Source organism: Streptomyces sp. NPDC048584 (genome assembly GCF_043199595.1).
Taxonomy (GTDB): domain Bacteria; phylum Actinomycetota; class Actinomycetes; order Streptomycetales; family Streptomycetaceae; genus Streptomyces; species Streptomyces edwardsiae.
The window spans coordinates 370,236-390,916 of the sequence record NZ_JBICWF010000004.1; the positions used below are offsets into that span (position 1 = coordinate 370,236).

Sequence of the window (20,681 nt, forward strand, 5' to 3'; positions counted from 1 at the left end):
TACGCTCACGACACCTCACCGCGACTCCGGGCATCGGTGTACACCGTCGCCGCAAGCAGCCGCTCGGCCGCCGTCGCCCGCCGTACGGCCTCGGGGTCCGCGTCCCACTCCCGGCCGCCGCCGTACGGTCTCAGCTGGACGTAGGGCCCCTCATGCCCCATCACGACGCCGATCCGCTCGGTCCGGGTGTCCACGACATGGGCGCCGACGGGAGGCTTCACCGCACCACCGCCGCGATCCGCCGCGCGGTCTCCACCGAGCACCGGCCCGGTTCGACGAGCGGACAGGGCACCTTCCGCGCAGGACTCACCGGGTCCGGCCCCGGTGACGGCAGGGCAATTCCGGCCTCCGCGAGTGCCGCCCGCAATTCCTTCATCACTTCCTCCGCTTCTCCGACGCAGAGCGCCGAGTGTCGTGCCTCCACGGTGATCCCCTCGCTTTTCCGGTTTCATTCTTCGGCCCCCCGGAATGACGCGTCACGTCTACACTCGGCAGAAGGCCGTGCAACTACAAGTGCGGGTCAGTACAAGGGGGTTGGTTATGGCCAATGGTTCGCGTCGGGCGGCATGGGGGTTCTTGTTCACGCAGGTCGAGCCGGGTACACGGGTGTTCGTCCCGGGCGGCTGAATCGGCCGGTTCGAACAGGCCGTCCGCACGCCGCAATTGGACGTGACCCGGCGGATCGACGGCGCGCCGGAAACCGACGGCGATTTCGGGCGGACGCGGCGCAAGCTCACCAAGGTACAGCGCTTTGCCGATTGCTTCGCGCGCGCCGCAGAACTGGAGCGGCCGGCAACACGAATCCGATAATGGGCACCCACGGTCCTGCCGGGGCTCATACGGAGGCTGTGCGGCAAGGTGGCCGGCGGACCGGCGATCGCCGTCGGGCCGGCCGCACGGACGGGGTTCATGGGCGCCGTCCGACGGCGCATTGTGCTGGACGGGCCTCCACCGTCCGGCATACCGTGCGTTCGCGCGCGATTCCGCGGGTGATCATCGTCTTACCGCCCGTGGGGGGCCTTCGTCATGCTCGAATCCAATGGTGGGACGCGCCCGCCCTCCCCGCTGCCCGGCAGCGTTCCGCTCGCCTCGCGCGGTCTCCTCACCGCCGTGGTGGCGGCGTTCGCGGCGGCAGCGCTCAGTGACCTGTTCGCCGTGTACACCGGTGTCCGGCTCCGCATGCTGGCCGACGACGACACGACCGATCCGACCGCCTCGAGCCTGGACTCCGCATACTCGCTGTACGAGAGGGCGGGTCAGGTCCAGGTGTCCACGACCCTGCTCTGCGCGGTGCTCTTCGTCACCTGGTTCTTCCTGATGCGCCGCCGCACCGGGCTCCTGGCACCGGACCGGTTCGGCATGGGGCAGGGGTGGGCGATCGGTGCGTGGTTCATCCCCATCGCCAACCTGTGGCTGCCGTACCGCGTCGCGGTCGACATGTGGGGGGCCTGCTCACCGCTGTCGGCCGAGGGGGAGACGCGCCGGGTCCCGATGTGGCCGGTGAACCTGTGGTGGGGCCTGTTCGCCGGGAACGCCCTGCTCGGCCGGTACGCCGCCTCGCGCCTCGACACGGCCGACTCACTCACCGAGATCAGCGACGCCGTGACGCTGTACCTCGCGGTCGACCTCCTGTACGTGGCCGCCGCGGGGGCCGCCGTCCTGTTCGCGGTACGACTGACAGCCCTGCAACGTCTGAAGGCGACCGAGGGCCCGTACTGGACACCGCCCGGCTCGTGACGCCGGGTCACCGGGGCTCGAGCGTTCCCCGGGCCGCTCGTCCGACCGGACGATGAACTGCCGATGACGCCGTTGGCGTGACGTTTCGCCCCATTCGCAACCGGGGCTCCCGCAGTCGGCCTCCTGTCCTGCAGTAGCGACACCTCAGGGTGAGGAGACCGATATGACCGCGACCGCGTTCACGCTGGACGGCGACTACCTGCTGGCCCCGCCGCGCCCGGCCGACCGGATCGGCGCCGGTATCGACCCGCGCGACCGGCGCCGGCTGGAGCTGCACGCGGCCCTGACCGCCGCCGGCATCCCGCCCCGGCCCGAGGACCGTGAGGCCATCGAGAGCCTGAGCGCCCTGTCCGGCAGTATCAACAGCACGATCCAGCGCTGGCTGCACCACACCCTCTGAACCGGCTCACGCCCTCCCCGGCGCCACCAGCCCCGACTCGTACGCCACGATGACGAGTTGAGCCCGGTCCCGTACCCCGAGCTTTCCCATGGTCCGGCTGACATGGGTTTTCGCGGTGAGCGGGCTCAGCCCCAGGGCGTCGGCGATCTCGGCGTTGTTCAGACCGCGCGCGACCAGCGCGAGCACCTCCCGCTCACGGTCGGACAGGCACTCGGGTCCGGCCGCGACCGGTGTGGAGGGGCTGCGCAGGAAGCGTTCGATCAGACGGGCCGTGGGGCCGGGTGAGAGCAGCGCCTCGCCGGCCGCGACCGTGCGGATGGCGTCCAGGAGTTCGGCGGGCCGGGTGTCCTTCACCAGGAATCCGGAGGCCCCGGCGCGCAGCGCGTCGACGATGTTCTCGTCGGTGTCGTAGGTGGTGAGGACGAGCACCTTCACCCCGGCGAGATCGTCGTCGGCGGCGATCAGCCGGGTCGCCTCGATGCCGTCGAGGTCGGGCATGCGGATGTCCATGACGACGAGGTCGGCCCGCTCGGTGCGGGCCAGTTCCGCCGCCTGACGGCCGGTGGCGGCCTGGCCGACGACCTCCATGTCGGGCGCCGACTCGAGGAGGAGCGCGAACGCCTCCCGTACCAGGGTCTGGTCGTCGGCGAGCAGCACGCGAATGGTCATCCGGTTCCTTCCCGGGTCGCGGGTGTCAGTGGCAGGCTCGCGGTGACCTCGAACCCGCCGCCCGCCCGTGGTCCGGCGTCGAGTGTGCCACCCACGCTGCGGGCCCGCTCCCGCATGCCGACGACACCGAAGCCGGGTGTCCCGCCGGGCGTGGGTCCGGTGCCGTCGTCGGTGACGGACAGCCGCAGTACCCCGTCGTCGTCGCGCAGCTCGACCCGTATCGCCGGTCCGGGGCCGGCGTGCCGGACCGCGTTGGTCAGCGCCTCCTGAACGACCCGGTAGGCGGCGGCGCCGACGGCGGGCGGCACCGGACCGGCCACCCGGACGGCCGGTTCGACGCGGGCGCCCGCGAGCCGCGCGGCCTCCACCAGGTCGGGCAGGCCGTCGAGGCCGGCCAGCGGGCCCCGGGTGTCCGCGGGGCCGCCGTTGTCACGCAGCACCTCCAGGGTCGTACGGAGTTCACCGCGGGCCGTACGGCAGGTCTCGGCGATGTCGTCGAGGGCCTTGGCGACGGTCTCCCGGTCGAGACGCTCGGGGTCGGCGGCCAGCACGTGCGCGGCGACGGACGTCTGCACACCGATGAGGGTGATGCTGTGGGCGAGCAGGTCGTGCAGGTCGCGGGCGATGCGCAGCCGCTCCTCGGCGACCCGGCGGCGCGCCTCCTCCTCCCGGGTGCGTTCGGCCCGCTCGGCGCGTTCGACGATGGCGGTGACGTACTGGCGGTAGAAGCGGACGTCGACGCCGAAGACGAGGACGGCGACGACCCAGCCGGTGATGCGGAACAGTTCGACGAAGCCGTCGGGGTTGGTGAGGGCGTTCACCGTGAGGGTCGCGCCGATGACGGCGGTGCCGAGGAGGAGGGTGCGGCGGGGCGTGGTGTTCGACGCGATGGTGTAGAGGGCGACTATGGTCGCGGCGACGGGCGCGCCGTGGTTGTTGTCGAGGGCGTGGTACGGCACGACCGGCAGCAGGACCAGCAGCAGGACCGTCAGCGGGCGGCGCCGCCGCCAGGCCAGCGGCACATGGGCGGCGAGGAGCAGCGTCCAGCCGAGCGCGTCGGGTGCGCGGCCGTGGTCGACGAGCAGCGCGAGGGCGACGGCGACCGCGGCGGTGAACGCGGCGAGGACCGTGTCGTTGCGGACCGCGTGCGGGGCGGTCAGCGGGTCGCGGTTGACCGCGGCCATGATCCGCTCCCCGAGGCGGGGGCGGTGCGCGCTCGGTGTCGTGGTGGGTGCCTGCACGGCTCCATCCTCCGGGAGGAGGGCACCCCCTCGGCAGGGAGGGGGTGCCCGGGGGTGGTACGGCCGGCCCGCTACACCGGTTCCGGTTGCCGTTCGCGCGGGACCGGCCGGGGGGCCCTGGAGAGCCTGCCGGGCCACCACATCCACCGGCGCAGCAGCACGCTCGCCGTGGTGACGAGGTAGGTGCGCACCAGGAAGGTGTCGAGGAGGACACCGACCGCGATGACGAAGCCGAGTTCGACGAGGCCCACCAGGGGCAGCGTGGTGAGCACGGCGAAGGTCGCGGCGAGGACGACTCCGGCGGAGGCGATCACGCCGCCCGTGGTGCGCAGGGCGGTGAGCGCGGCGGCGTCGGGTTCGGCGCCGTTCAGGGACTCCTCGCGCATCCGGTGCATGAGGAAGATGCCGTAGTCGACGCCGAGGGCGACCAGGAACACGAAGGACAGCAGTCCGAGTCCGGGGTCGGTGCCGGCGAAGCCGAACAGCGGCTCGAAGACCAGTCCGCCGATGCCGAGGGCCGCGCCCCACACGGCGACGACCGCGGCGAGCAGCAGCAGGGGTGCGACGAGGCTGCGGAGCAGGACCATGAGGATCACGAACACGGCGGCGAGGACGAGCGGCACGATCACCCTGCGGTCGCGGGACTCGCTGTCGGCGAGGTCGAGCTGCTGGGCGCTGAGGCCGCCGACGTAGGCACCGTGGTCGTCGTCGAGTCCGGCGCGCAGGGCCTCGATGGTGCGGGTCTCACCGGCCGTCTCGGGGGCGGCGGTGGCGAACACGGAGATCTCGGTCCAGCCTTCGCCGCTGCGTCCCTCGGTGGCGTCGGCGACCCCCTCGGTGGTGCGGGCCTCCGCCAGGACGGCGCCGGCCCGGTCGGTGGGGGCCATCACGGTGAGGGGGCGGCTGCTGCGCTCGGGGTAGGCGTCGGCCAGGGTCGCCATCGCGGTGATGGACTCGGGCCGGTCGGTGAAGGAGTCCTCCTGCTTGAGTTCGCCGGTGAGGTTGAGGGTGCCGAGGGCGAGGGCGCCGAGGAGGGCGGCGCCGCCCGCGAGGACGGCGGCGGGACGGCGGGCGGCCGAGGTGCCCATGGCCGCGAACAGCGACCGGCGGGCCTTGGGCGTACTGCCGTAGGCGGGGATCAGCGGCCAGAACACGCGCCGGCCGAGCAGGACGAGGACGGCGGGCAGCAGGGTCGTCATGGCGACGAGCGCGGAGAGCACCCCGACCATGCCGACGGGGCCCATGCCGCTGCTGCTGTTGAGGTCGGCGGCGAGCAGGCACAGCAGTCCGGCGGCGACGGTGCCGGAGGAGGCGAGGACCGCCGGCCCGCAGCCGCGCAGGGCGGCCCGCATGGCGTCGTACGGCCGTTCGTGGCGGCGGAGTTCCTCGCGGTAGCGGGAGACGATGAGCAGCGCGTAGTCGGTGCCGGCGCCGAGGACGAGCACCGTCATGATGCCGCCGCTCTGGCCGGTGACGGTGACGTCGAGGAGTTCGTGCATGCCGTATCCGGCGGCCATGGCGAGGGCGGTGGCGACACCGGCGACGGTGAGCGGGACCAGCCACAGGAACGGGCTGCGGTAGATCAGCACGAGCAGCACGGTGACGACGCCAAGGGTGGCGAGCAGCAGGGTGCCGTCGATGGTCTCGAACACCTTGCCCATGTCGGTGCCGAGGGCGCCGGGCCCGCCGACCTCCACGCTCAGGCCGCCCGTGCCGTCGGCGATCTCGCGCACCCCGTCGACGAAGGCGTCCCTGGCCTTCTCGTCCTGGCCCGGCTGGGTGCTGGAGACCGGGTACATGAGGGTGGTGCCGTCCTCGGACGGGATGCCGCGCGGGGTGCCGGTGAGGTCGTACGCGCCCCGGACCTCGGCGACGTGTCCGGCGGCGGCCTGCCGGTCGGCGGCGGTCAGCCCGCCGTCGCGGTGGTAGACCAGCACCAGGTCGGTGGCCTCGCCGCCGGGCAACTCGTCCTGGATACGGGCCACCTGGGTCGAGTCGGCGCCGTCGGGCAGATAGTCGACGGCCCGGTTCTGCTGGACGTCGCCGAACTTGCCGGCCAGCGGCCCGACGAGCACGAGCGCGGCCAGCCACAGCCCGACCACCGCCCACGGCACGAGACGCCGCCGCCGTGCCTGTGTCCTTGCGTCCCCCATGAGTCGGGGCTCCCCTCCGGTCGGGTGTCTGGGTCGCCTCCCAGACTCCCGCCAGATGGGGCGCGGATCGTCGGACGCGGGACCGAGTTGAGGGGTACTGCGCGGGGTGGCCCGGGGGCGGTGCTACTCCCCCGGGAGTAACCGGGGCTACGCCCGGTCGACCATCCAGGTGCCGTCCTCCTCGTCGTCGATCCGTACCTCCAGTTCACGGATGTTCATGCCGGCCTCCCACAGTTCCCGGAAGCGTTTCATCCGGTCCTGGACGTGGTCGCGGCGGGCGATGAGCCGGGTCCTGACGTTGACGTCGCGCAGGTCCTGCTCGATCTCGAAGGAGACCACCTCGTCGTAGACGATGAAGTCGTCGGTGGTGCCGCGCTGGAGGTGCGGCGGCAGTTCGGGCAGCACCGCCACCCGGACCTCGATGTGCAGCGCCTTCTGCTCGTCGCACAGCCGCAGCAGCCGGTCGTCGAGGTCGCCGGCGCTCTCCAGCAGGAACAGCCGCCGTACCGGCACGCCGTGTTCCTCGATCGCCTCCCGCTGGGCGGCGAGGTAGCGGCTGGCGGGTTCGCTGTTCCAGAACTCGCGGTCGACGGATGTGCTGATGGCGTCGACGGAGAGTTCGGCGGCGTGGGTGAGGCTGAGCATCCAGTCGTGGTTCTCTCCGTGGCACTCCACGGTCATGCTGTTCAGCGCCGCCATGTGCCCGACCACGCGCTGCATCTCCAGGCGGACGAACGTGTAGAGGATCGACGGTCCGGGCGAGAGGGCCTCGGCGAAGCGCTTGGCGAGTTCCGGTACGCCGTCGGTGCGGACGCGGTCGAGCGGCGGGTAGGACTCGGGCGGCGGGTCCTGGCGGGCCAGGCGGGTCTCGACGAGTTGCCGCATGTCCTCGGTGTGCCGGGCCAGACCGGTGCGCAGATCGTCGTCGTGCCGCTCCAGCCCGTCCCGTACGGCCGTGGCGGTCTCGGTGAGGACGCTCCGCGTGCGCAGGGCGTCTTCGTCGGGTTCACGGTCCGGGGTGAGGAGGTGTGTGAGGGCCACCGTGGCGGCGGCGCAGAGTAACGCGGCGGCGAGTTGCCGCGGCGCCGCGCCGTCCGGGTCCAGCAGTGCGGCGACGCCCCAGACGACGAGACCGACGGTGAGGCCGGTCAGGAGTCTGCGCGTCCACTCGGCCCGGTCGGGCGACCGGGGTGTGCCGGGGGCGGCGCCCGCGCCGGGCGGGGGTGCCGTCTCCTCGGGCTGGGGTGACTGTGCCGTGCTCATCTCGCTTCTCCCCCCGTTGGGATACGCGTCGGATCGGGGTGCGGGGATGTGCGTCGGGGCCGTGGCGGCGCGCTCAGGGGCTCAACTCGCCTCCCGGTGGGGGATCGCGTGCAGGGCGAGCTGGTCCCGGATGCGCTGCACCAGGGTGCGCCACTGGCGGGTGAAGCCGGGGCGGTCCTCCAGGGCCTCCCAGAGGGGGGCGAGTCCGTGGGCGACGCGGGCGCGTGGCATCCACAGGTGCAGCAGGTGGTCGACGGCGGGCCGCAGCGCGGCGACGACGGCGGGGCGGTCCTCGCCGGCCCGGGGGCGGGTCCGGGCGGGCGGTTCGGCGGCGCCCAGCCGGATGCCGTCCAGGATGCGGACGACGGTGGTGAGCAGCCAGTCGTGCAGGGCGAGGTCGTCGCAGAGCCCGGCGATGTCGCCGGCCGGTGTGCCGGCGGGGACGCGGAGCCGTACGGTGCGCAGCTCGTCCTCGGCGAGGGTGAACCGCTCGATCGACGGGCCCTCGCCGAGCTCGGCGGGCAGGGCGACCCAGCGCAGCCGGGTGGGGCGGGACTTCAGGGGCGGACGCTGGTCGAGCAGGGGGTGGCGCAGCAGACGGGTGAGGAGTCCGTCGGCGATCAGGCCGACGTCGAGTTCGCCGTGCCGCCCGCCGTTCAGCAGGCCCTGGGCGACGGCCTCGTACGGCAGTTTCCCGAACGGTTCGACGGTGCCGGGCCGCACGAGGTAGTGGCCCCAGGGGCGCCGGTGGTCGGGCCCCGCGGCGGGGACCCGGAAGTAGGCGGAGGACTGCAGGACGCGCCCCTCGGTGAGGGCGGCGCGGGCGGCGACGGTGCCGACGGCACGGATCCGGGCCCCGTTGGCACTGGGCAGCGGGCAGTCGACGCCGGTGAGGGTGTCCGGGGAGCGGCCGTAGAGGTTGGGGCGCTCGGAGAGCAGGACGCGTGCGTCGGCGCGCAGTCCGAGGAGCTGGGCGGCGGCGCGGCTGTCGAGGGCCTGGAGGGCGGGCAGCAGACAGGTGCGGACCTCGCCGCAGGCGAGCACGACGGGCGGCTGCGGCTCCCCCTGCCCCTGCCCCTGCCCCGGCGTCATCTCACTGCCCCGCGTAGAAGACGTAGGAGACGCGGTCGGCCACCGAGTCGGGGACGGCCGTGTCCTCCCGGGCGGAGCGCTCGGCGGTCTGGGCCAGGGCTCCGGGGTCGACCTCGATCTGGTCGAGGATCACCCGGACGGCGTGCTCGACGGGTAAGAACCGGCTGGGGATCACCGAGCAGGTGCGGTAGGCGGCGAACGGGTCCGCGCGGGGGTTGAGGCGGAGCAGCGGGGGGAGTTCGTCCCAGTCGTCGGGGAAGGAGTCGCCGGTGTGCGGCTGGGGGACGAGGACGGCCTCGCCGTCGTCGCGCAGCAGTCCGAGGCGGGCGAGCTGCCAGACGGCGGCGAGGAAGGGGCAGGACCAGGTGCGGTGTCCGTCGGGGCCGTCGTCCCAGAGTTCGACGTCGAGGAAGACGGAGTGGCGGCGGGCGGCGGTCTCCTTCGGCGGCTGCCAGGCGGTGGCCTTCTGCATGGCCTGCGGGGCGCGTGCGACGGGGCTGCGCTCCCCGTTGGCCAGCCAGCCGGTCTGTGTGACGGGCGGGCGCAGGCCGTAGCTGCCGGGCGGCGGTTCCTCGACGATCCGTCCGGCCACGGCCTCGGCGACGGGTGTCTTCCCGGCGACGGCGCACCCGGACTCGCGGGCCAGGTAGTCGACGGTGAGCCCGGCCCGCCCGGCCTCCTCGAGCAGCATGGGGACGACCTCGGACGGTGAGGCGAACCGGGTGAAGTAGTCGTCGATGAGGAAACAGGTACTGATCCGCGCCCGCCTGCCACCGCCGCCGGCCCCGGCACGCGCCGCCTCGGCCCAGGGCCGCACCCGCTCGAAGTGCCGCCGCAGATGCTCCGGACCGGCCTCGAAGTCCTCCATGTAGAGGTGGCCGAGCTCCAGGGAGAGGTGGGACAGGGGGACGGCCTGGGTGCGTGGTTCGGCGGCCGTCTCGCGGAACACCGCTTCCGTCATGGCAGCCCCCAGCAGTCGTCGTCGGTGAGACGTCGCGCGATCTCCTCCAGTGCCTCCAGTGTCTCCTTGTTGGCGATCTGTGTGGAGAGGACGTCCTCTTCGGTGATGAGCTGTTCGCGCCACTGCAGGATGGGTTCGAGGGGTACGACGCCGAGCACCACGCTGTCGCCGATGCGGTGTTCCGCGGCAAGCCGGCGCAGTGCCTCGTCGCAGGACTGCATCCAGGCGGCCTGGGCGGGCGTGCCCTGCGCCCACAGCGGCGAGTCCGGATCGGGTACGGCGGCCCTGACGAAGCGGACGGCGCCCTGGAGCGCCTCCTCGTCGTGGCCGCGTTCGACGCCGCCCCGGATGATGCCGTGGTCCTTGTGGACGAGTCCGGCGGCGGCGATCACATGCTGCCGGGTCCAGCGGTGGAACACCAGCCAGCGGAACGGGACGTAGCGCATCCGGGGGTGGGCGGTGGCGGCGAGGGCCATGTCGACGGCGTAGCTGCGGCCGGCGCTGAGGTCGACGACGACCAGGTCGAACTCGCCGTGCAGTCGCAGCAGAAGGTCGACGCAGCGCTCGAGCGCGTCCTCGCCGACGGCGAACTCGCCGCCGCCCGCGTCGCCGGGGAGCAGGACCAGCCGGCCGGCCTGGTTGGGACGGGCGCGGAGCTGGGGGTGCTCGGTCTGCCGCCAGATGTCGATCCTGGCCGGTTCGGGGACCCCGCCCTCCAGATAGGAGTGCAGTCCGCTTTCCTCGGTGCCGCGCATCGCGCCGGGCACGTCGAAGACGGCGGCGGCGGTGGGCGAGCCGAAGTCGAAGTCGACGTAGGCCACATGGTCGCCGGCGAGGGCGCGCTGGTAGGCCAGGTTGGCGCTGGTCACCGAGCGGCCGGTGCCCCCTTTGTCGGAGGCGGCGAAGACGAGCACGCTCACACCTCCTGGGCGGCGGCGCCCCGCGCCTGCGCCAGGGTGTCGAGTTCCTGGAGCACGGGCAGGGCCAGTGCGAACGCCGTCGCGGGCCGGTCGTCGACCAGGCTGCGGGCGTGGTCCAGGCGGCTTTCTATGCTCCGCATGGCCCGGCCCCGGCTTCCGTCGGCGCTCGGCGAGGCCTCCAGCTGTTCCTTGCCGAACAGGTGGGTGGCCTCACTGAGCAGGTCCCGGGCCAGTTCGGCGAGTTCGGGGCTGCGGATGGGCTGCTGTTCGTAGAGGTTGCGGGCGGCGACCAGGCACTCGGTGACACGTTCGGTGATGCTCCAGGAGAGCCGCTTGCTGACCCGGGAGTCCGGGTAGACGGCCCGTGCGTGGTCCCAGAGGCCGGCTCCGTCGCCGTCCTCGATCCTCCGGTTCCACAGATGCTCGAAGGCCTGTTCGCCGAGGCGGAGCAGCCGGTCCTGTGCGTCGATGTTCCGGGAGAGTTCGGCGAGCTGGATGATCCGCTTGAGCAGCTGGGCGGAGAAGTCGGTCATCCGCCACATCAGCGGGGCGCCGGACCGCTCGGACCCGGCGAGCGGCATGGTGACGCCGGGGTTGTGCAGCTCGATCGCGGGATCCCTCCTGGTCATACGGCTGGTGACGCGGCCGCGGTCGGCGAGACGCTCCATGATGGCGACGGTGCGGGTGAGGTCGTCGTCGGTGGCTTTCCGCCGGACCAGGTCGTGGACGAGGATGGCCGCGACGGTGAGGGAGAAGTACTCGGACTCCAGGCGCAGTCCGGTGGTCTGCCAGGGCAGGTCCTCCAGGGGCCAGCGCTCGGTGCCGAAGCGGGCGATGGCCGACCAGTACTGCTGGCTCAGCTCCCAGCGCAGACGTAACGCCTCGGCGAGCTTCTGCTGGTCGGCGTCGAGCAGTCCGAGGGTGAGGGTGCGGTCGGAGAACAGGTCCTGGATGCCGTCGAGGGCGATGACGGTGAAGTACACGTACGGCAGCCGGTCGGCGATGCCGTCGGGCTGGCCGGGGACCTGGATGTCCAGGTCGGTGATGGTCGGGGCGTCCTTGACGACGCCCCAGGCCCAGCCGCACTCGAAGAGCTGGCTCTCGTCGCGGATGCTCTCGTCGACCTGGATGCCGCGGCTGAGGCTTTCGATGATGGTGGCGCGCAGCGGGCGGAAGCGGCGGGAGAACTGCTGGAGGGCGGCCCGGTCGGACTGTCTGTCCTGGCCGATGACCTGGATGAGGCGCTGTCCCTGTTCGGACTCGGCGTCGAAGACGTTGACGGTGAAGGAGCGCAGCAGGCTGATCATGGCGGCGGTCAGCCGGGTGTTCGTGGCCGCCCGCAGTTCGCTGAGGGCCTTGCGCACGTCGGGGCGGGTGGTGCTGGGTTCGTAGACCTTGAGGAAGCCGAGCGTGGCGAGGCAGAGCGTGACGGACATGGAGTAGGAGTCGACCACGCCCAGCTGGTACTGCTCGTGGGTGAGCTTCTGCTGGGGGTCGCCCGGCCTGAAGTAGTGTCCGCCGGCGAAGGTGGGGCTGTCGTCGGGGCCGGTGTGGCTGCGCATGAACTGGGAGAGCGCGGTGATCAGGTTGGGCGGGATCTCCAGCCGGCTGCCGACGCCCTCCAGGGCGCGCAGCACGTCCCGTTCGGTGGTGTCGGGCTGGTCGAGGCGGAAGGCGGGGACCTCGGTGGCGGGATAGAGCAGGCACAGCAGCCGTTCGGCATCGGCGACGCTGCTCAGCCCGTCGGTGTCCTCCCAGACGAGCTTTCCGTCGTCGAACGAATGGCGGGCCATCGCCCGCCAGATGTCCAGCATGTGCTGCCGTGGCTTGATCTGCATCCCCGCACCCCTCGTACAGATCTCGTTGCCCTGTGTTCAGACATGGTCCCCGTTCCTACGGGGTGGCAATCGCCTGATTCCGCCGCCCCAGGGCGAGAATCATCCCCTCGTGTCCCGGCCGCACCATGTGGTCCATGTCGTGGATCTCCAGATCGGCGGTGAACGGCAGAAGGCTCTCCCGGACCCGGTCCGCGTTGACCCGGTAGGCCGGATACCTGTGTGCGCCGACCTGGTATCCGAGGGATTCCTTCATGAAGGCGGCGGCGAAGGGCGCTCCCCCGTTGAGCGCGTCCATGAAGCACTCGACGCCGCGCTGGAACTCGTCGGCGCACTCGGACATCGAGTCGGCGACGAAGAACATCGTGCCGATGTCCCAGCGCCGCTGTCCGTCGAGGTCCAGCAGGTTGGCGCGCTCCACCCGGACGATCTCGCCGAACCGGCTCCTGGGTTCGACGTCCCGGTAGGCGGGGGCCTCACGCAGTTCGTTCCAGAACGCGTCCCACGCCGTGTCGTAGCCCCCGCCGGACGCCTGCCCTTCCAGGTACTCGACGTTCGGGGTGGCGTATTCGAGGAGGAGGATCTTCTCGCACCAGGGGAGCATGGAAAGGGCCGGGTAGAGGTTCGCGCCCGCGCCCACGTCGACACCGCGGACCGACGCCGGGACGCCCTGTGCGTAGCAGCGGCTGAAATAGTCGCGCATGAGCCGCACGATCAGCAGATCGACCTCGAGCGGGGTGCGGTAATTGAGGTCGACGTACACCTCCGGATCGAACTGCGACCAAGGCGCGTCGGCGTTGCGATCCATCATCACCCTGCCAAGTTCCATTCAGTGTCGGACAAGACCGTGTGCACGAGTCCGGCGTGGACGTCGACGGACGGAGAAGCGACTCCGGTGCTCGCAAGGTAAACCCGGTGGACGGGCGGAGACAGCCGGGAACGCGCCAGACCTCCGCGACCGGGCGCACATCAGGCGCACGTCAGCACAGTCCTGTCACACATGAACTCGCCCTTGCACACGACGAGTTGGACGCTCACTCTAGCCAGAAGCAGCCACCGGCCGCCACCGGGGTCTCCGTTACCTCCTTCGTGTGAACGGCGGTCGTGGGCGCCGCATTGACGTCTCACGTCCCGACTGGGGGTGGCATGACCGCCGAACCGCTTGAGCGCGCCCTGGACCACGACGAGCGCCTCACCCGGCCGACACCTCCACCGGAACCACCGCTCCCGCTGCTGAGGACGGCACGGGAGTCGGACCTGCCCGAGCTGCGGCGGCTCGACGGAGAGGTCTTCCAGGAGGTCGCCTATCCGGCGTTCCTGCTGCGGCAGCTCCACGACCTGTACGGCGGCCGGGGCGGTCATCTCCTCGTCCTCGACGACGGTGACGGGCGGCTGCGCGGCTATGTGCTGGCGGCCACCACGGCGTTCCACTCGGACAGCTGGATCCTCGGTCTGTGCGTGGCCGAGGACCGGCGCCGGCACGGGCTGGGCCGGGAGCTGATGGTGGAGGTGCTGGCGCGGCTGCGCCGCTGCGGGACCGAGCGGGTCCGGCTGACGGTGGAGCCCGGCAACGACGCCGCGATCCTGCTCTACCGCTCCCTGGGTTTCCGGCCGGAGGGGCCCGCCGGGGGGCTGCGCCGGGACTACTTCGGCCCGGGTGAGGACCGCCGGGTGATGTGCCTCGTGCTGTGAGACGCCCGTGCGGTCAGGACGGTGTCCGGGCCGCCGCCAGCAGGCGGGTGACGTCGTTCGAGCAGATGGTGAGGGCCGCGCCGACCGTGGCGAGGGCGTCGCGTTCGGCGGGGGTGTAGGGGCCGTCGGCGAGGGCGATACGGGCGCCCTGGAGAAGGATCGACTCGCGGCCGGGGGCGGCGAGGTGGGGGGCGAGGGGGTCCAGGGCCTCGTGGAGTTCGATGGCGAGGCCCGCCGTGCAGGGTTCTCCGGTGAAGCGGCCGGTGTCCGCCTCCAGCGCCTCGACGAGCGCGGCCAGCTGCTCCTCCGTGCAGTCGTCGAAGCCGGCGGCTCGCACCCCGACCGCCGCCGTCTCCAGGGAGGCGCGCGAGCAGATGCCGCCCGCGGCCAGCACCGCGAGGGCGACGGTGTGCACGGCGTCGCGCAGCATCGCGGAGAAGCGGGTGGTGGTGGGGTGGTCCAGGACGTCGGTGCCGAAGTGGCGGCGGCAGGAGGCGCATTCGACGGTCGGCGCGGACTCGCCGCGCGGCAGCACGGGCACGCCGAGCAGGGTGAAGCGGCGGCGTCCGGTCAGCCGCTGGTAGTTGCGGTCGCCGCCGCAGCCGGGGCAGAAGAACTCGCCGTCACCGACGGCCGTCCACGCGGTGCGGGTGCCCAGCAGGCGCGAGAGTCTGGCGGCAGCGGCACGGCCGTTGGGTCCCCGTCCTGGCTGCACGTCGCACCTCCATAACCGCCACAGCATCATCGCCGCGCTTGCGTGATGTTAGCCACATCAGGGAGCCGGAGTCAGTACCCCGGACGAGACCTTTCCGTGACCCGCACAGGGAGATGGCCGGTATACGACGGGGCCCCGCCCGCCGATTTCCGGCGAGCGGGGCCTTCGGCCGTTCGATTCGGCTGGTCAGCGCGATGCGCGGTTGACGGCGGAGACGACCGCCTTCAGCGAGGCGCGTGTGGTGTTCGCGTCGATTCCGATGCCCCACAGCACCTTGTCGCCGATCGCGCACTCGATGTAGGAGGCGGCCTGCGCGGAGGCGCCCTCGCTCATCGTGTGCTCCTGGTAGTCCAGCAGCCGTACGTCGATGCCGATGCCCTGCAGCGCGTGGAAGAACGCGGAGATCGGGCCGTTGCCGCTGCCGACCAGGGTGGTCTCCGCGCCGTCGACCGTGGCGTCGACGGTGAGGGTGTCCACGCCGTCGCGGTCGGTGGTGGACTGCCCGTTGGCGACCTGGATACGGCCCCAGGGGTTGCCCGCGTTGGGCAGGTACTCGTCCTGGAAGACCGCCCAGATGTCGGCCGGGGTGATCTCGCCGCCCTCGGCGTCCGTCTTGGCCTGGATCAGCCTCGAGAACTCGATCTGCATCCGGCGCGGCAGGTCCAGCTTGTGGTCGTTCTTCAGGACGTACGCGATACCGCCCTTGCCGGACTGCGAGTTGACGCGGATGACGGCCTCGTAGGAACGGCCGACGTCCTTGGGGTCGATGGGCAGGTACGGGACGGCCCACTCGATGTCGTCCACCGTCACACCGCGGGCGGCCGCGTCGGCCTCCATGGCGTCGAAGCCCTTCTTGATGGCGTCCTGGTGGGAGCCGGAGAAGGACGTGTAGACCAGGTCGCCCACGTACGGGTGGCGCGGGTGGACCTCCATCTGGTTGCAGTACTCCCACGTACGGCGGATCTCGTCGATGTCGGAGAAGTCGATCTGCGGGTCGACGCCCTGCGAGAACAGGTTCATGCCCAGGGTGACCAGGTCGACGTTGCCGGTGCGCTCGCCCTGCCCGAACAGGCAGCCCTCGACACGGTCGGCGCCGGCCATCAGTGCCAGCTCGGCCGCCGCCACCGCCGTACCGCGGTCGTTGTGCGGGTGGACGGACAGGCAGACGTGCTCACGGCGGGACAGGTGGCGGCCCATCCACTCGAAGCGGTCGGCGTGCGTGGACGGGGTGGAGCGCTCGACGGTGGCCGGCAGGTTGAGGATGATCTCGCGGCCCGGACCGGGCTGGTAGGTGTCCATCACCGCCTCGCAGACCTCCAGGGCGAAGTCCAGCTCGGTGTCGGTGAAGATCTCCGGCGAGTACTGGTAGCCGAACACCGTCTCGGGGCCCAGCAGCTTCTCGGCGTACTCCATGACCAGGCGGGTGCCGTCGACGGCGATCTGCTTGATGTCGTCCCGGGAGCCGCGGAAGACGACCCGGCGGAAGACGGGGGCGGTGGCGTTGTACAGGTGGACGGTGGCCCGCCTGGCGCCCTTCAGGGACTCCACCGTGCGCTCGATCAGGTCCTCGCGGGCCTGGGTCAGTACGGAGATGGTGACGTCGTCCGGGATGGCGTCCGGGTCCTCGATGATGGACCGTACGAAGTCGAAGTCGGTCTGGCCCGAGGCGGGGAAGCCGACCTCGATCTCCTTGTAGCCCATCTTGACCAGCAGGTCGAACATCGCCCGCTTACGGACGGGCGACATGGGGTCGATCAGGGCCTGGTTGCCGTCGCGCAGGTCGGTGGAGAGCCAGCGGGGGGCGGTGGTGATCCGCTGCTGCGGCCAGCTGCGGTCGGTGATGTCGACCTGCTCGTAGCGGCCGTACTTGTGGATCGGCATGGGGCTGGGCTGCTGGCGGTTGGCCATGATGCGTGGGCTCCTCGGTGGTCCGCGGTGTGTCCTCGACGGGACGGCCGACGGCGCAACGCCAAACTCCGCGGGGAGGGGGTCGGCCTAGTACAGGCCCTCGCCGCGGCAGCTAAGGAGGAGCAGCCCGAAACGCATGATGCGCAGCATGCTAGCCGAGCTTTCCCTGACGCGGGCCGCGTGTATCAGTATGCGGGACCGCGACACCCGAAAGGGGCGCGGGGAACTGCGCGATACGCCACAAACCACCCGTCCAGGTAGCACACGGCGACCCGCACGGCGTCGGATTCCCGACATTTCACCCAATCAAAGTCACGCCTGGTGACAACCCTCCAACACAGTGTCATCGTGCCGGACATGACCACAAACGGGGGCTCCGAGCCCGTCTTCTGCACGATCATCCCGCCGCACGTCCTCGACCGGCTCGCGCAGGCCGACGACCCCGTGCTGCACGGCCCCGCGCGCCGCACCCTCAGGCGCGACGCCTACGAGCGCACCCAGCGCCGGCTGACCACGGTCGTCGGCGCCCCGGCCGTCGCCACGCTCACCGACGCCGAGGCGGGCAAGCCGCGCCGCACCGTCCACGACGCCCGGCACGGCACCGCCCTGCCGGGCACGAAGGTGCGCGGCGAGGGCGACGCGCCCGGCCAGGACGCCACCGTCAACCGCGCCTACGCCGGGCTCGGCGCCACGTTCGAACTGTTCCTGAAGGCGTACGGCCGTGACTCCATCGACGGCAGCGGACTGCCGATGGACGCCACCGTGCACTACGACGAGGACTACAACAACGCCTTCTGGAACGGCGAGCAGATGGTGTTCGGCGACGGGGACGGCGAGATCTTCCTCGACTTCACCATCCCCATCGACGTCATCGGCCACGAACTCGCCCACGGCGTCACGCAGTACACCGCGAACCTGGACTACTTCGGCCAGTCCGGCGCGCTCAACGAGTCGGTGTCGGACGTGTTCGGCGCGCTCATCAAGCAGTACACGCTGGGCCAGAGCGCCGAGGAGGCCGACTGGCTGATCGGGGCCGGACTGCTCGCCCCGCGCGTCACGGGCACGGCGCTGCGCTCCATGAAGGAGCCGGGCACGGCGTACGACGACGACGTGCTCGGCAAGGACCCGCAGCCGGCGACGATGGACGACTACGTCCGCACCGGCCGCGACAACGGCGGCGTGCACATCAACTCGGGCATCCCGAACCACGCCTTCTACCTCGCCGCCACCACTCTCGGCGGGCACGCCTGGGAGCGGGCGGGGCAGGTCTGGTACGACGTGCTGACGGGCGGCGACCTCGACCAGGACGCCCAGTTCACGGACTTCGCGACGCTCACGGTGAAGGCGGCGCGCGCCCGGTTCGGGGAGGGCGAGGAACTGCAGGCGGTGTCGAAGGCCTGGGAGCGGGTGGGGGTGCGGACGCTGTAGTTCCGTACTAGACACGGACCCATGCGTATCGAGGTGAGTCGCACAGGCGGTTTCGCGGGCATCGAGCGGCGGGCCGAGGTGGACACCACGGGCCGCCCCGACGCGGCGGAGTGGCACACCCTGGCCGAGCGGTCCCTGTCCGCCGGCCGGGGCACCCCACCGCCGGGAGTACCGGACGGCTTCGCCTACCGGATCACGGTGGACGGCAGATCGGTGCACTGCGCGGACCCCCACCTGACGGATGACCAGCGCACGCTGATCAGGAGAGTCCTGAAGGAGGGCGCCTGACGTACTCCCCGGTCACCCCTCGCGGGGCGCCGGGCCCGGCCGCGTGTTCCGGGCCCGGTGGCGCGGCCGCTGGTGCGGCGGGCTTCGTGGATCAGGGAGAATGGGCGGCATGAGCGTTCGTACCCAGTCATCCGAGCAGCCGGCCGAGGCCGTCCACAGGGCCGGTTTCGCCTGCTTCGTGGGCCGCCCCAACGCGGGCAAGTCCACCCTCACGAACGCTCTGGTCGGGCAGAAGGTGGCGATCACCTCGAACCGGCCGCAGACCACCCGGCACACCGTGCGCGGGATCGTGCACCGTGAGGACGCGCAGCTGATCCTCGTGGACACCCCCGGGCTGCACAAGCCGCGCACCCTGCTCGGCGAGCGGCTGAACGACGTGGTCCGCGCCACCTGGGCCGAGGTCGACGCGATCGGCTTCTGCATTCCCGCCGACCAGAAGATCGGCCCAGGTGACCGGTTCATCGCCAAGGAACTCGCCGGGATCAAGAGGACCCCGAAGATCGCGATCGTCACCAAGACCGACCTGGTGGACGGCAAGGCACTCGCCGAGCAGTTGATCGCCGTGGACCAGCTGGGCCAGGAGCTGGGCATCACCTGGGCGGAGATCATCCCGGTCTCCGCGACCGCGAACCAGCAGGTCGGTCTGCTGGCCGACCTCCTCATCCCGCTGATGCCGGAGGGCCCCGCCCTCTACCCCGAGGGCGACCTCACCGACGAGCCCGAGCAGGTCATGGTCGCGGAGCTGATCCGCGAGGCGGCCCTGGAGGGTGTCCGCGACGAGCTGCCGCACTCCATCGCCGTGGTCGTCGAGGAGATGCTCCCCCGCGAGGACCGCCCCGCCGACAAGCCCCTCCTCGACATCCACGCCAACCTCTTCATCGAGCGCCCCAGCCAGAAGGGCATCGTCATCGGCCCCAAGGGAAAGCGCCTGAAGGATGTCGGCATCAAGTCCCGCAAGCAGATCGAGGCACTTCTCGGCACCCCGGTCTTCCTGGACCTCCATGTGAAGGTCGCCAAGGACTGGCAGCGCGACCCGAAGCAACTGCGACGCCTCGGGTTCTGATCAGCTGCCGTGCTGCTCGCGCAGTAGCTCTCCGAACCAGGCGTACGACGCCTTCGGGGTCCGTTCCTGCGTGGCGAAGTCGATGTGGACGAGGCCGAAACGGCGGGCATAGCCCTCCGCCCACTCGAAGTTGTCCATCAGGGACCACACGAAGTAGCCGCGTACGTCCACGCCCGCCCGCATCGCACCGTGCAGCGCGCGCAGGTGGCCGTCGAGGTAGGTGATGCGGTCGTGGTCGTCCAGGCCGTCGTACGCGCAGCCGTTCTCGGTGATGACCACCGGCGGGAGGCGGTCGCCGTAGCGGGCGCGGAAGGCGGTGAGGAGTTCCGTCAGGGCCTCCGGGACCACCGGCCAGCCGAAGTCCGTCACCGGGTATCCCTCGATCTCCCGTACGGAGAAGGGGAGTTCGGCCGGCATCCGGACACCGCCGAAGGCGGTCTCCGTGCCCTGCGGCGCGCCCACGCGGGTCGGCGCGTAGTAGTTGACGCCGTACCAGTCCAGCGGTTCGGCGATGATCTCCAGGTCCCGCTCGACGTCGCCGGGCATCAGTTCGCCGATGCCTTCCGGGTAGCGGCCGAGGAGCAGCGGGTCGGCGAAGAGGCGGTTGAGGAGGAGGTCGTAGAAGTCGGCCGCCGCCCTGTCCGCCTCGTCGTCGGAGGCGGGCCAGGTCGGGCCGTGGGAGTTGGCGATGCCGATGTCGTCGGCCCCGGCCGCCCGTAGCGCTCGTACGGCGAGGCCGTGGGCGAGGAGTTGGTGGTGGGCCACCGGGAGCGCGTCGAAGAGCAGGTTCCGGCCGGGCGCGTGCACGCCCAGGGCGTGCCCCAGCAGGGTGTGTTCGGCGGGCTCGTTGAGGGTGATCCACTTCGTCACCCGGTCGCCCAGCCGCCCGGCTGCCTCCGCGACGTACTCCGCGAACCGCTGCGCCGTGTCCCGCTCCAGCCAGTCCAGGCCGGCCGGCAGATCCCAGTGGAACAGCGTCGGCACCGGCCGTACGCCCGCCGCGCACAGTTCGTCGACCAGTCGGTCGTAGAAGTCCAGACCGCCCTTCGCCCGCACCCGCGGCCAGGAGACGGAGAAGCGGTACGCGTCCACGCCCAGGTCGGCCAGCAGCGCCACGTCCTCGCGGTAGCGGTGCACATGGTCGCAGGCCACCGCCGCCGTCGATCCGTCCCGCACCCGCCCCGGCCCGTCCGTGAACACGTCCCACACGGACGGCTCACGCGCCTCCACCGCTCCCTCGATCTGGTGCGCGGAGGTCGACACGCCCCACAGGAAACCGGCCGGGAAACGGGGTATCGGGTTCGTCGTCACCATGG

19 protein-coding genes are annotated in these 20,681 nt (G+C 71.6%); 6 read left to right on the forward strand and 13 right to left on the reverse strand.

Annotated features, from left to right (window positions below; genetic code table 11):
- Positions 1 to 5 precede the first annotated feature (5 nt).
- Positions 6 to 221, reverse strand: coding sequence for a hypothetical protein (locus ACGFR9_RS12005; protein WP_393206025.1), 216 nt, complete (start codon positions 219 to 221; stop codon positions 6 to 8).
- A gap of 805 nt (positions 222 to 1,026) precedes the next feature.
- Here ACGFR9_RS12005 and ACGFR9_RS12010 point away from each other — a divergent pair.
- Positions 1,027 to 1,737, forward strand: a complete 711-nt coding sequence (locus tag ACGFR9_RS12010; protein ID WP_393206028.1) for a DUF4328 domain-containing protein — start codon at positions 1,027 to 1,029, stop codon at positions 1,735 to 1,737.
- 163 nt (positions 1,738 to 1,900) lie between these two features.
- Entirely contained in the window at positions 1,901 to 2,137 is a 237-nt protein-coding gene (locus ACGFR9_RS12015; RefSeq protein WP_393206031.1) for a hypothetical protein, read from the forward strand.
- A gap of 6 nt (positions 2,138 to 2,143) precedes the next feature.
- Here the strand turns inward: ACGFR9_RS12015 and ACGFR9_RS12020 are convergent, their stop codons facing one another.
- From ACGFR9_RS12020 to ACGFR9_RS12060, 9 genes are all read right to left on the reverse strand, one after another.
- Entirely contained in the window at positions 2,144 to 2,806 is a 663-nt protein-coding gene (locus ACGFR9_RS12020) for a response regulator (RefSeq protein WP_393206034.1), read from the reverse strand.
- The gene (locus tag ACGFR9_RS12025; protein ID WP_393206322.1) at positions 2,803 to 3,990 is read right to left on the reverse strand and encodes a sensor histidine kinase; all 1,188 of its coding nucleotides are present in this window, start codon (positions 3,988 to 3,990) and stop codon (positions 2,803 to 2,805) included. The genes ACGFR9_RS12020 and ACGFR9_RS12025 overlap by 4 nt, the downstream gene beginning before the upstream one ends.
- A gap of 128 nt (positions 3,991 to 4,118) precedes the next feature.
- Entirely contained in the window at positions 4,119 to 6,200 is a 2,082-nt protein-coding gene (locus tag ACGFR9_RS12030) for an MMPL family transporter (RefSeq protein WP_393206037.1), read from the reverse strand.
- Positions 6,201 to 6,347: 147 nt separating this feature from the next.
- Positions 6,348 to 7,463: a hypothetical protein gene (locus ACGFR9_RS12035; RefSeq protein ID WP_393206040.1), complete on the reverse strand. Its 1,116-nt coding sequence runs from the start codon at positions 7,461 to 7,463 to the stop codon at positions 6,348 to 6,350.
- A gap of 81 nt (positions 7,464 to 7,544) precedes the next feature.
- Entirely contained in the window at positions 7,545 to 8,555 is a 1,011-nt protein-coding gene (locus ACGFR9_RS12040; protein ID WP_393206043.1) for an SCO2521 family protein, read from the reverse strand.
- Between the two features lies 1 nt (position 8,556).
- Entirely contained in the window at positions 8,557 to 9,516 is a 960-nt protein-coding gene (locus tag ACGFR9_RS12045; protein ID WP_393206045.1) for an SCO2522 family protein, read from the reverse strand.
- Positions 9,513 to 10,430 (reverse strand): SCO2523 family variant P-loop protein, encoded by a 918-nt coding sequence (locus tag ACGFR9_RS12050; RefSeq protein WP_393206325.1) that lies wholly within the window; start codon positions 10,428 to 10,430, stop codon positions 9,513 to 9,515. Before ACGFR9_RS12050 ends, ACGFR9_RS12045 begins: the two co-directional genes overlap by 4 nt.
- 2 nt (positions 10,431 to 10,432) lie before the next feature.
- A complete protein-coding gene (locus ACGFR9_RS12055; protein ID WP_393206048.1) occupies positions 10,433 to 12,274 on the reverse strand; it encodes an SCO2524 family protein in 1,842 nt (613 codons plus the stop codon).
- Positions 12,275 to 12,329: 55 nt separating this feature from the next.
- On the reverse strand, positions 12,330 to 13,082 hold the full coding sequence (locus ACGFR9_RS12060) for an SCO2525 family SAM-dependent methyltransferase (RefSeq protein WP_393206051.1): 753 nt from the start codon (positions 13,080 to 13,082) through the stop codon (positions 12,330 to 12,332).
- 335 nt (positions 13,083 to 13,417) lie between these two features.
- Here ACGFR9_RS12060 and ACGFR9_RS12065 point away from each other — a divergent pair, with 335 nt between their 5' ends.
- Positions 13,418 to 13,963, forward strand: coding sequence for a GNAT family N-acetyltransferase (locus ACGFR9_RS12065; protein ID WP_393206054.1), 546 nt, complete (start codon positions 13,418 to 13,420; stop codon positions 13,961 to 13,963).
- 13 nt (positions 13,964 to 13,976) lie between these two features.
- On the opposite strand, the gene ACGFR9_RS12070 is transcribed toward ACGFR9_RS12065, so the two are convergent.
- On the reverse strand, positions 13,977 to 14,678 hold the full coding sequence (locus tag ACGFR9_RS12070; protein WP_393206057.1) for a TerB family tellurite resistance protein: 702 nt from the start codon (positions 14,676 to 14,678) through the stop codon (positions 13,977 to 13,979).
- Between the two features lie 186 nt (positions 14,679 to 14,864).
- Complete coding sequence (gene leuA / locus ACGFR9_RS12075; protein ID WP_393206060.1) at positions 14,865 to 16,586, reverse strand: 2-isopropylmalate synthase; 1,722 nt, start codon at positions 16,584 to 16,586, stop codon at positions 14,865 to 14,867.
- A gap of 357 nt (positions 16,587 to 16,943) precedes the next feature.
- Here leuA and ACGFR9_RS12080 point away from each other — a divergent pair, with 357 nt between their 5' ends.
- The 3 genes from ACGFR9_RS12080 to era all read left to right on the forward strand — a co-directional run bounded on the left by ACGFR9_RS12080 (position 16,944) and on the right by era (position 19,365).
- Positions 16,944 to 18,014, forward strand: a complete 1,071-nt coding sequence (locus ACGFR9_RS12080) for a M4 family metallopeptidase (protein ID WP_393206062.1) — start codon at positions 16,944 to 16,946, stop codon at positions 18,012 to 18,014.
- A gap of 21 nt (positions 18,015 to 18,035) precedes the next feature.
- Positions 18,036 to 18,302, forward strand: coding sequence for a protealysin inhibitor emfourin (locus ACGFR9_RS12085; protein WP_393206065.1), 267 nt, complete (start codon positions 18,036 to 18,038; stop codon positions 18,300 to 18,302).
- A gap of 109 nt (positions 18,303 to 18,411) precedes the next feature.
- A complete protein-coding gene (era, locus tag ACGFR9_RS12090) occupies positions 18,412 to 19,365 on the forward strand; it encodes a GTPase Era (RefSeq protein ID WP_393206068.1) in 954 nt (317 codons plus the stop codon).
- Here the strand turns inward: era and ACGFR9_RS12095 are convergent, their stop codons facing one another.
- Entirely contained in the window at positions 19,366 to 20,679 is a 1,314-nt protein-coding gene (locus ACGFR9_RS12095) for a GH1 family beta-glucosidase (RefSeq protein ID WP_393206071.1), read from the reverse strand.
- Positions 20,680 to 20,681 lie beyond the last annotated feature (2 nt).

Bases quoted from the DNA above. Each gene is read 5' to 3' on its own strand.
- ACGFR9_RS12095 (WP_393206071.1), bottom strand. From the start codon at position 20,679: ATGGTGACGACGAACCCGATACCCCGTTTCCCGGCCGGTTTCCTGTGG.
- ACGFR9_RS12040 (WP_393206043.1), bottom strand. From the start codon at position 8,555: ATGACGCCGGGGCAGGGGCAGGGGCAGGGGGAGCCGCAGCCGCCCGTC.
- ACGFR9_RS12085 (WP_393206065.1), top strand. From the start codon at position 18,036: ATGCGTATCGAGGTGAGTCGCACAGGCGGTTTCGCGGGCATCGAGCGG.
- ACGFR9_RS12065 (WP_393206054.1), top strand. From the start codon at position 13,418: ATGACCGCCGAACCGCTTGAGCGCGCCCTGGACCACGACGAGCGCCTC.
- ACGFR9_RS12045 (WP_393206045.1), bottom strand. From the start codon at position 9,516: ATGACGGAAGCGGTGTTCCGCGAGACGGCCGCCGAACCACGCACCCAG.
- ACGFR9_RS12055 (WP_393206048.1), bottom strand. From the start codon at position 12,274: ATGCAGATCAAGCCACGGCAGCACATGCTGGACATCTGGCGGGCGATG.
- leuA (WP_393206060.1), bottom strand. From the start codon at position 16,586: ATGGCCAACCGCCAGCAGCCCAGCCCCATGCCGATCCACAAGTACGGC.
- ACGFR9_RS12025 (WP_393206322.1), bottom strand. From the start codon at position 3,990: ATGGCCGCGGTCAACCGCGACCCGCTGACCGCCCCGCACGCGGTCCGC.
- ACGFR9_RS12080 (WP_393206062.1), top strand. From the start codon at position 16,944: ATGACCACAAACGGGGGCTCCGAGCCCGTCTTCTGCACGATCATCCCG.
- ACGFR9_RS12030 (WP_393206037.1), bottom strand. From the start codon at position 6,200: ATGGGGGACGCAAGGACACAGGCACGGCGGCGGCGTCTCGTGCCGTGG.
- ACGFR9_RS12020 (WP_393206034.1), bottom strand. From the start codon at position 2,806: ATGACCATTCGCGTGCTGCTCGCCGACGACCAGACCCTGGTACGGGAG.
- era (WP_393206068.1), top strand. From the start codon at position 18,412: ATGAGCGTTCGTACCCAGTCATCCGAGCAGCCGGCCGAGGCCGTCCAC.
- ACGFR9_RS12015 (WP_393206031.1), top strand. From the start codon at position 1,901: ATGACCGCGACCGCGTTCACGCTGGACGGCGACTACCTGCTGGCCCCG.
- ACGFR9_RS12060 (WP_393206051.1), bottom strand. From the start codon at position 13,082: ATGATGGATCGCAACGCCGACGCGCCTTGGTCGCAGTTCGATCCGGAG.
- ACGFR9_RS12010 (WP_393206028.1), top strand. From the start codon at position 1,027: ATGCTCGAATCCAATGGTGGGACGCGCCCGCCCTCCCCGCTGCCCGGC.
- ACGFR9_RS12035 (WP_393206040.1), bottom strand. From the start codon at position 7,463: ATGAGCACGGCACAGTCACCCCAGCCCGAGGAGACGGCACCCCCGCCC.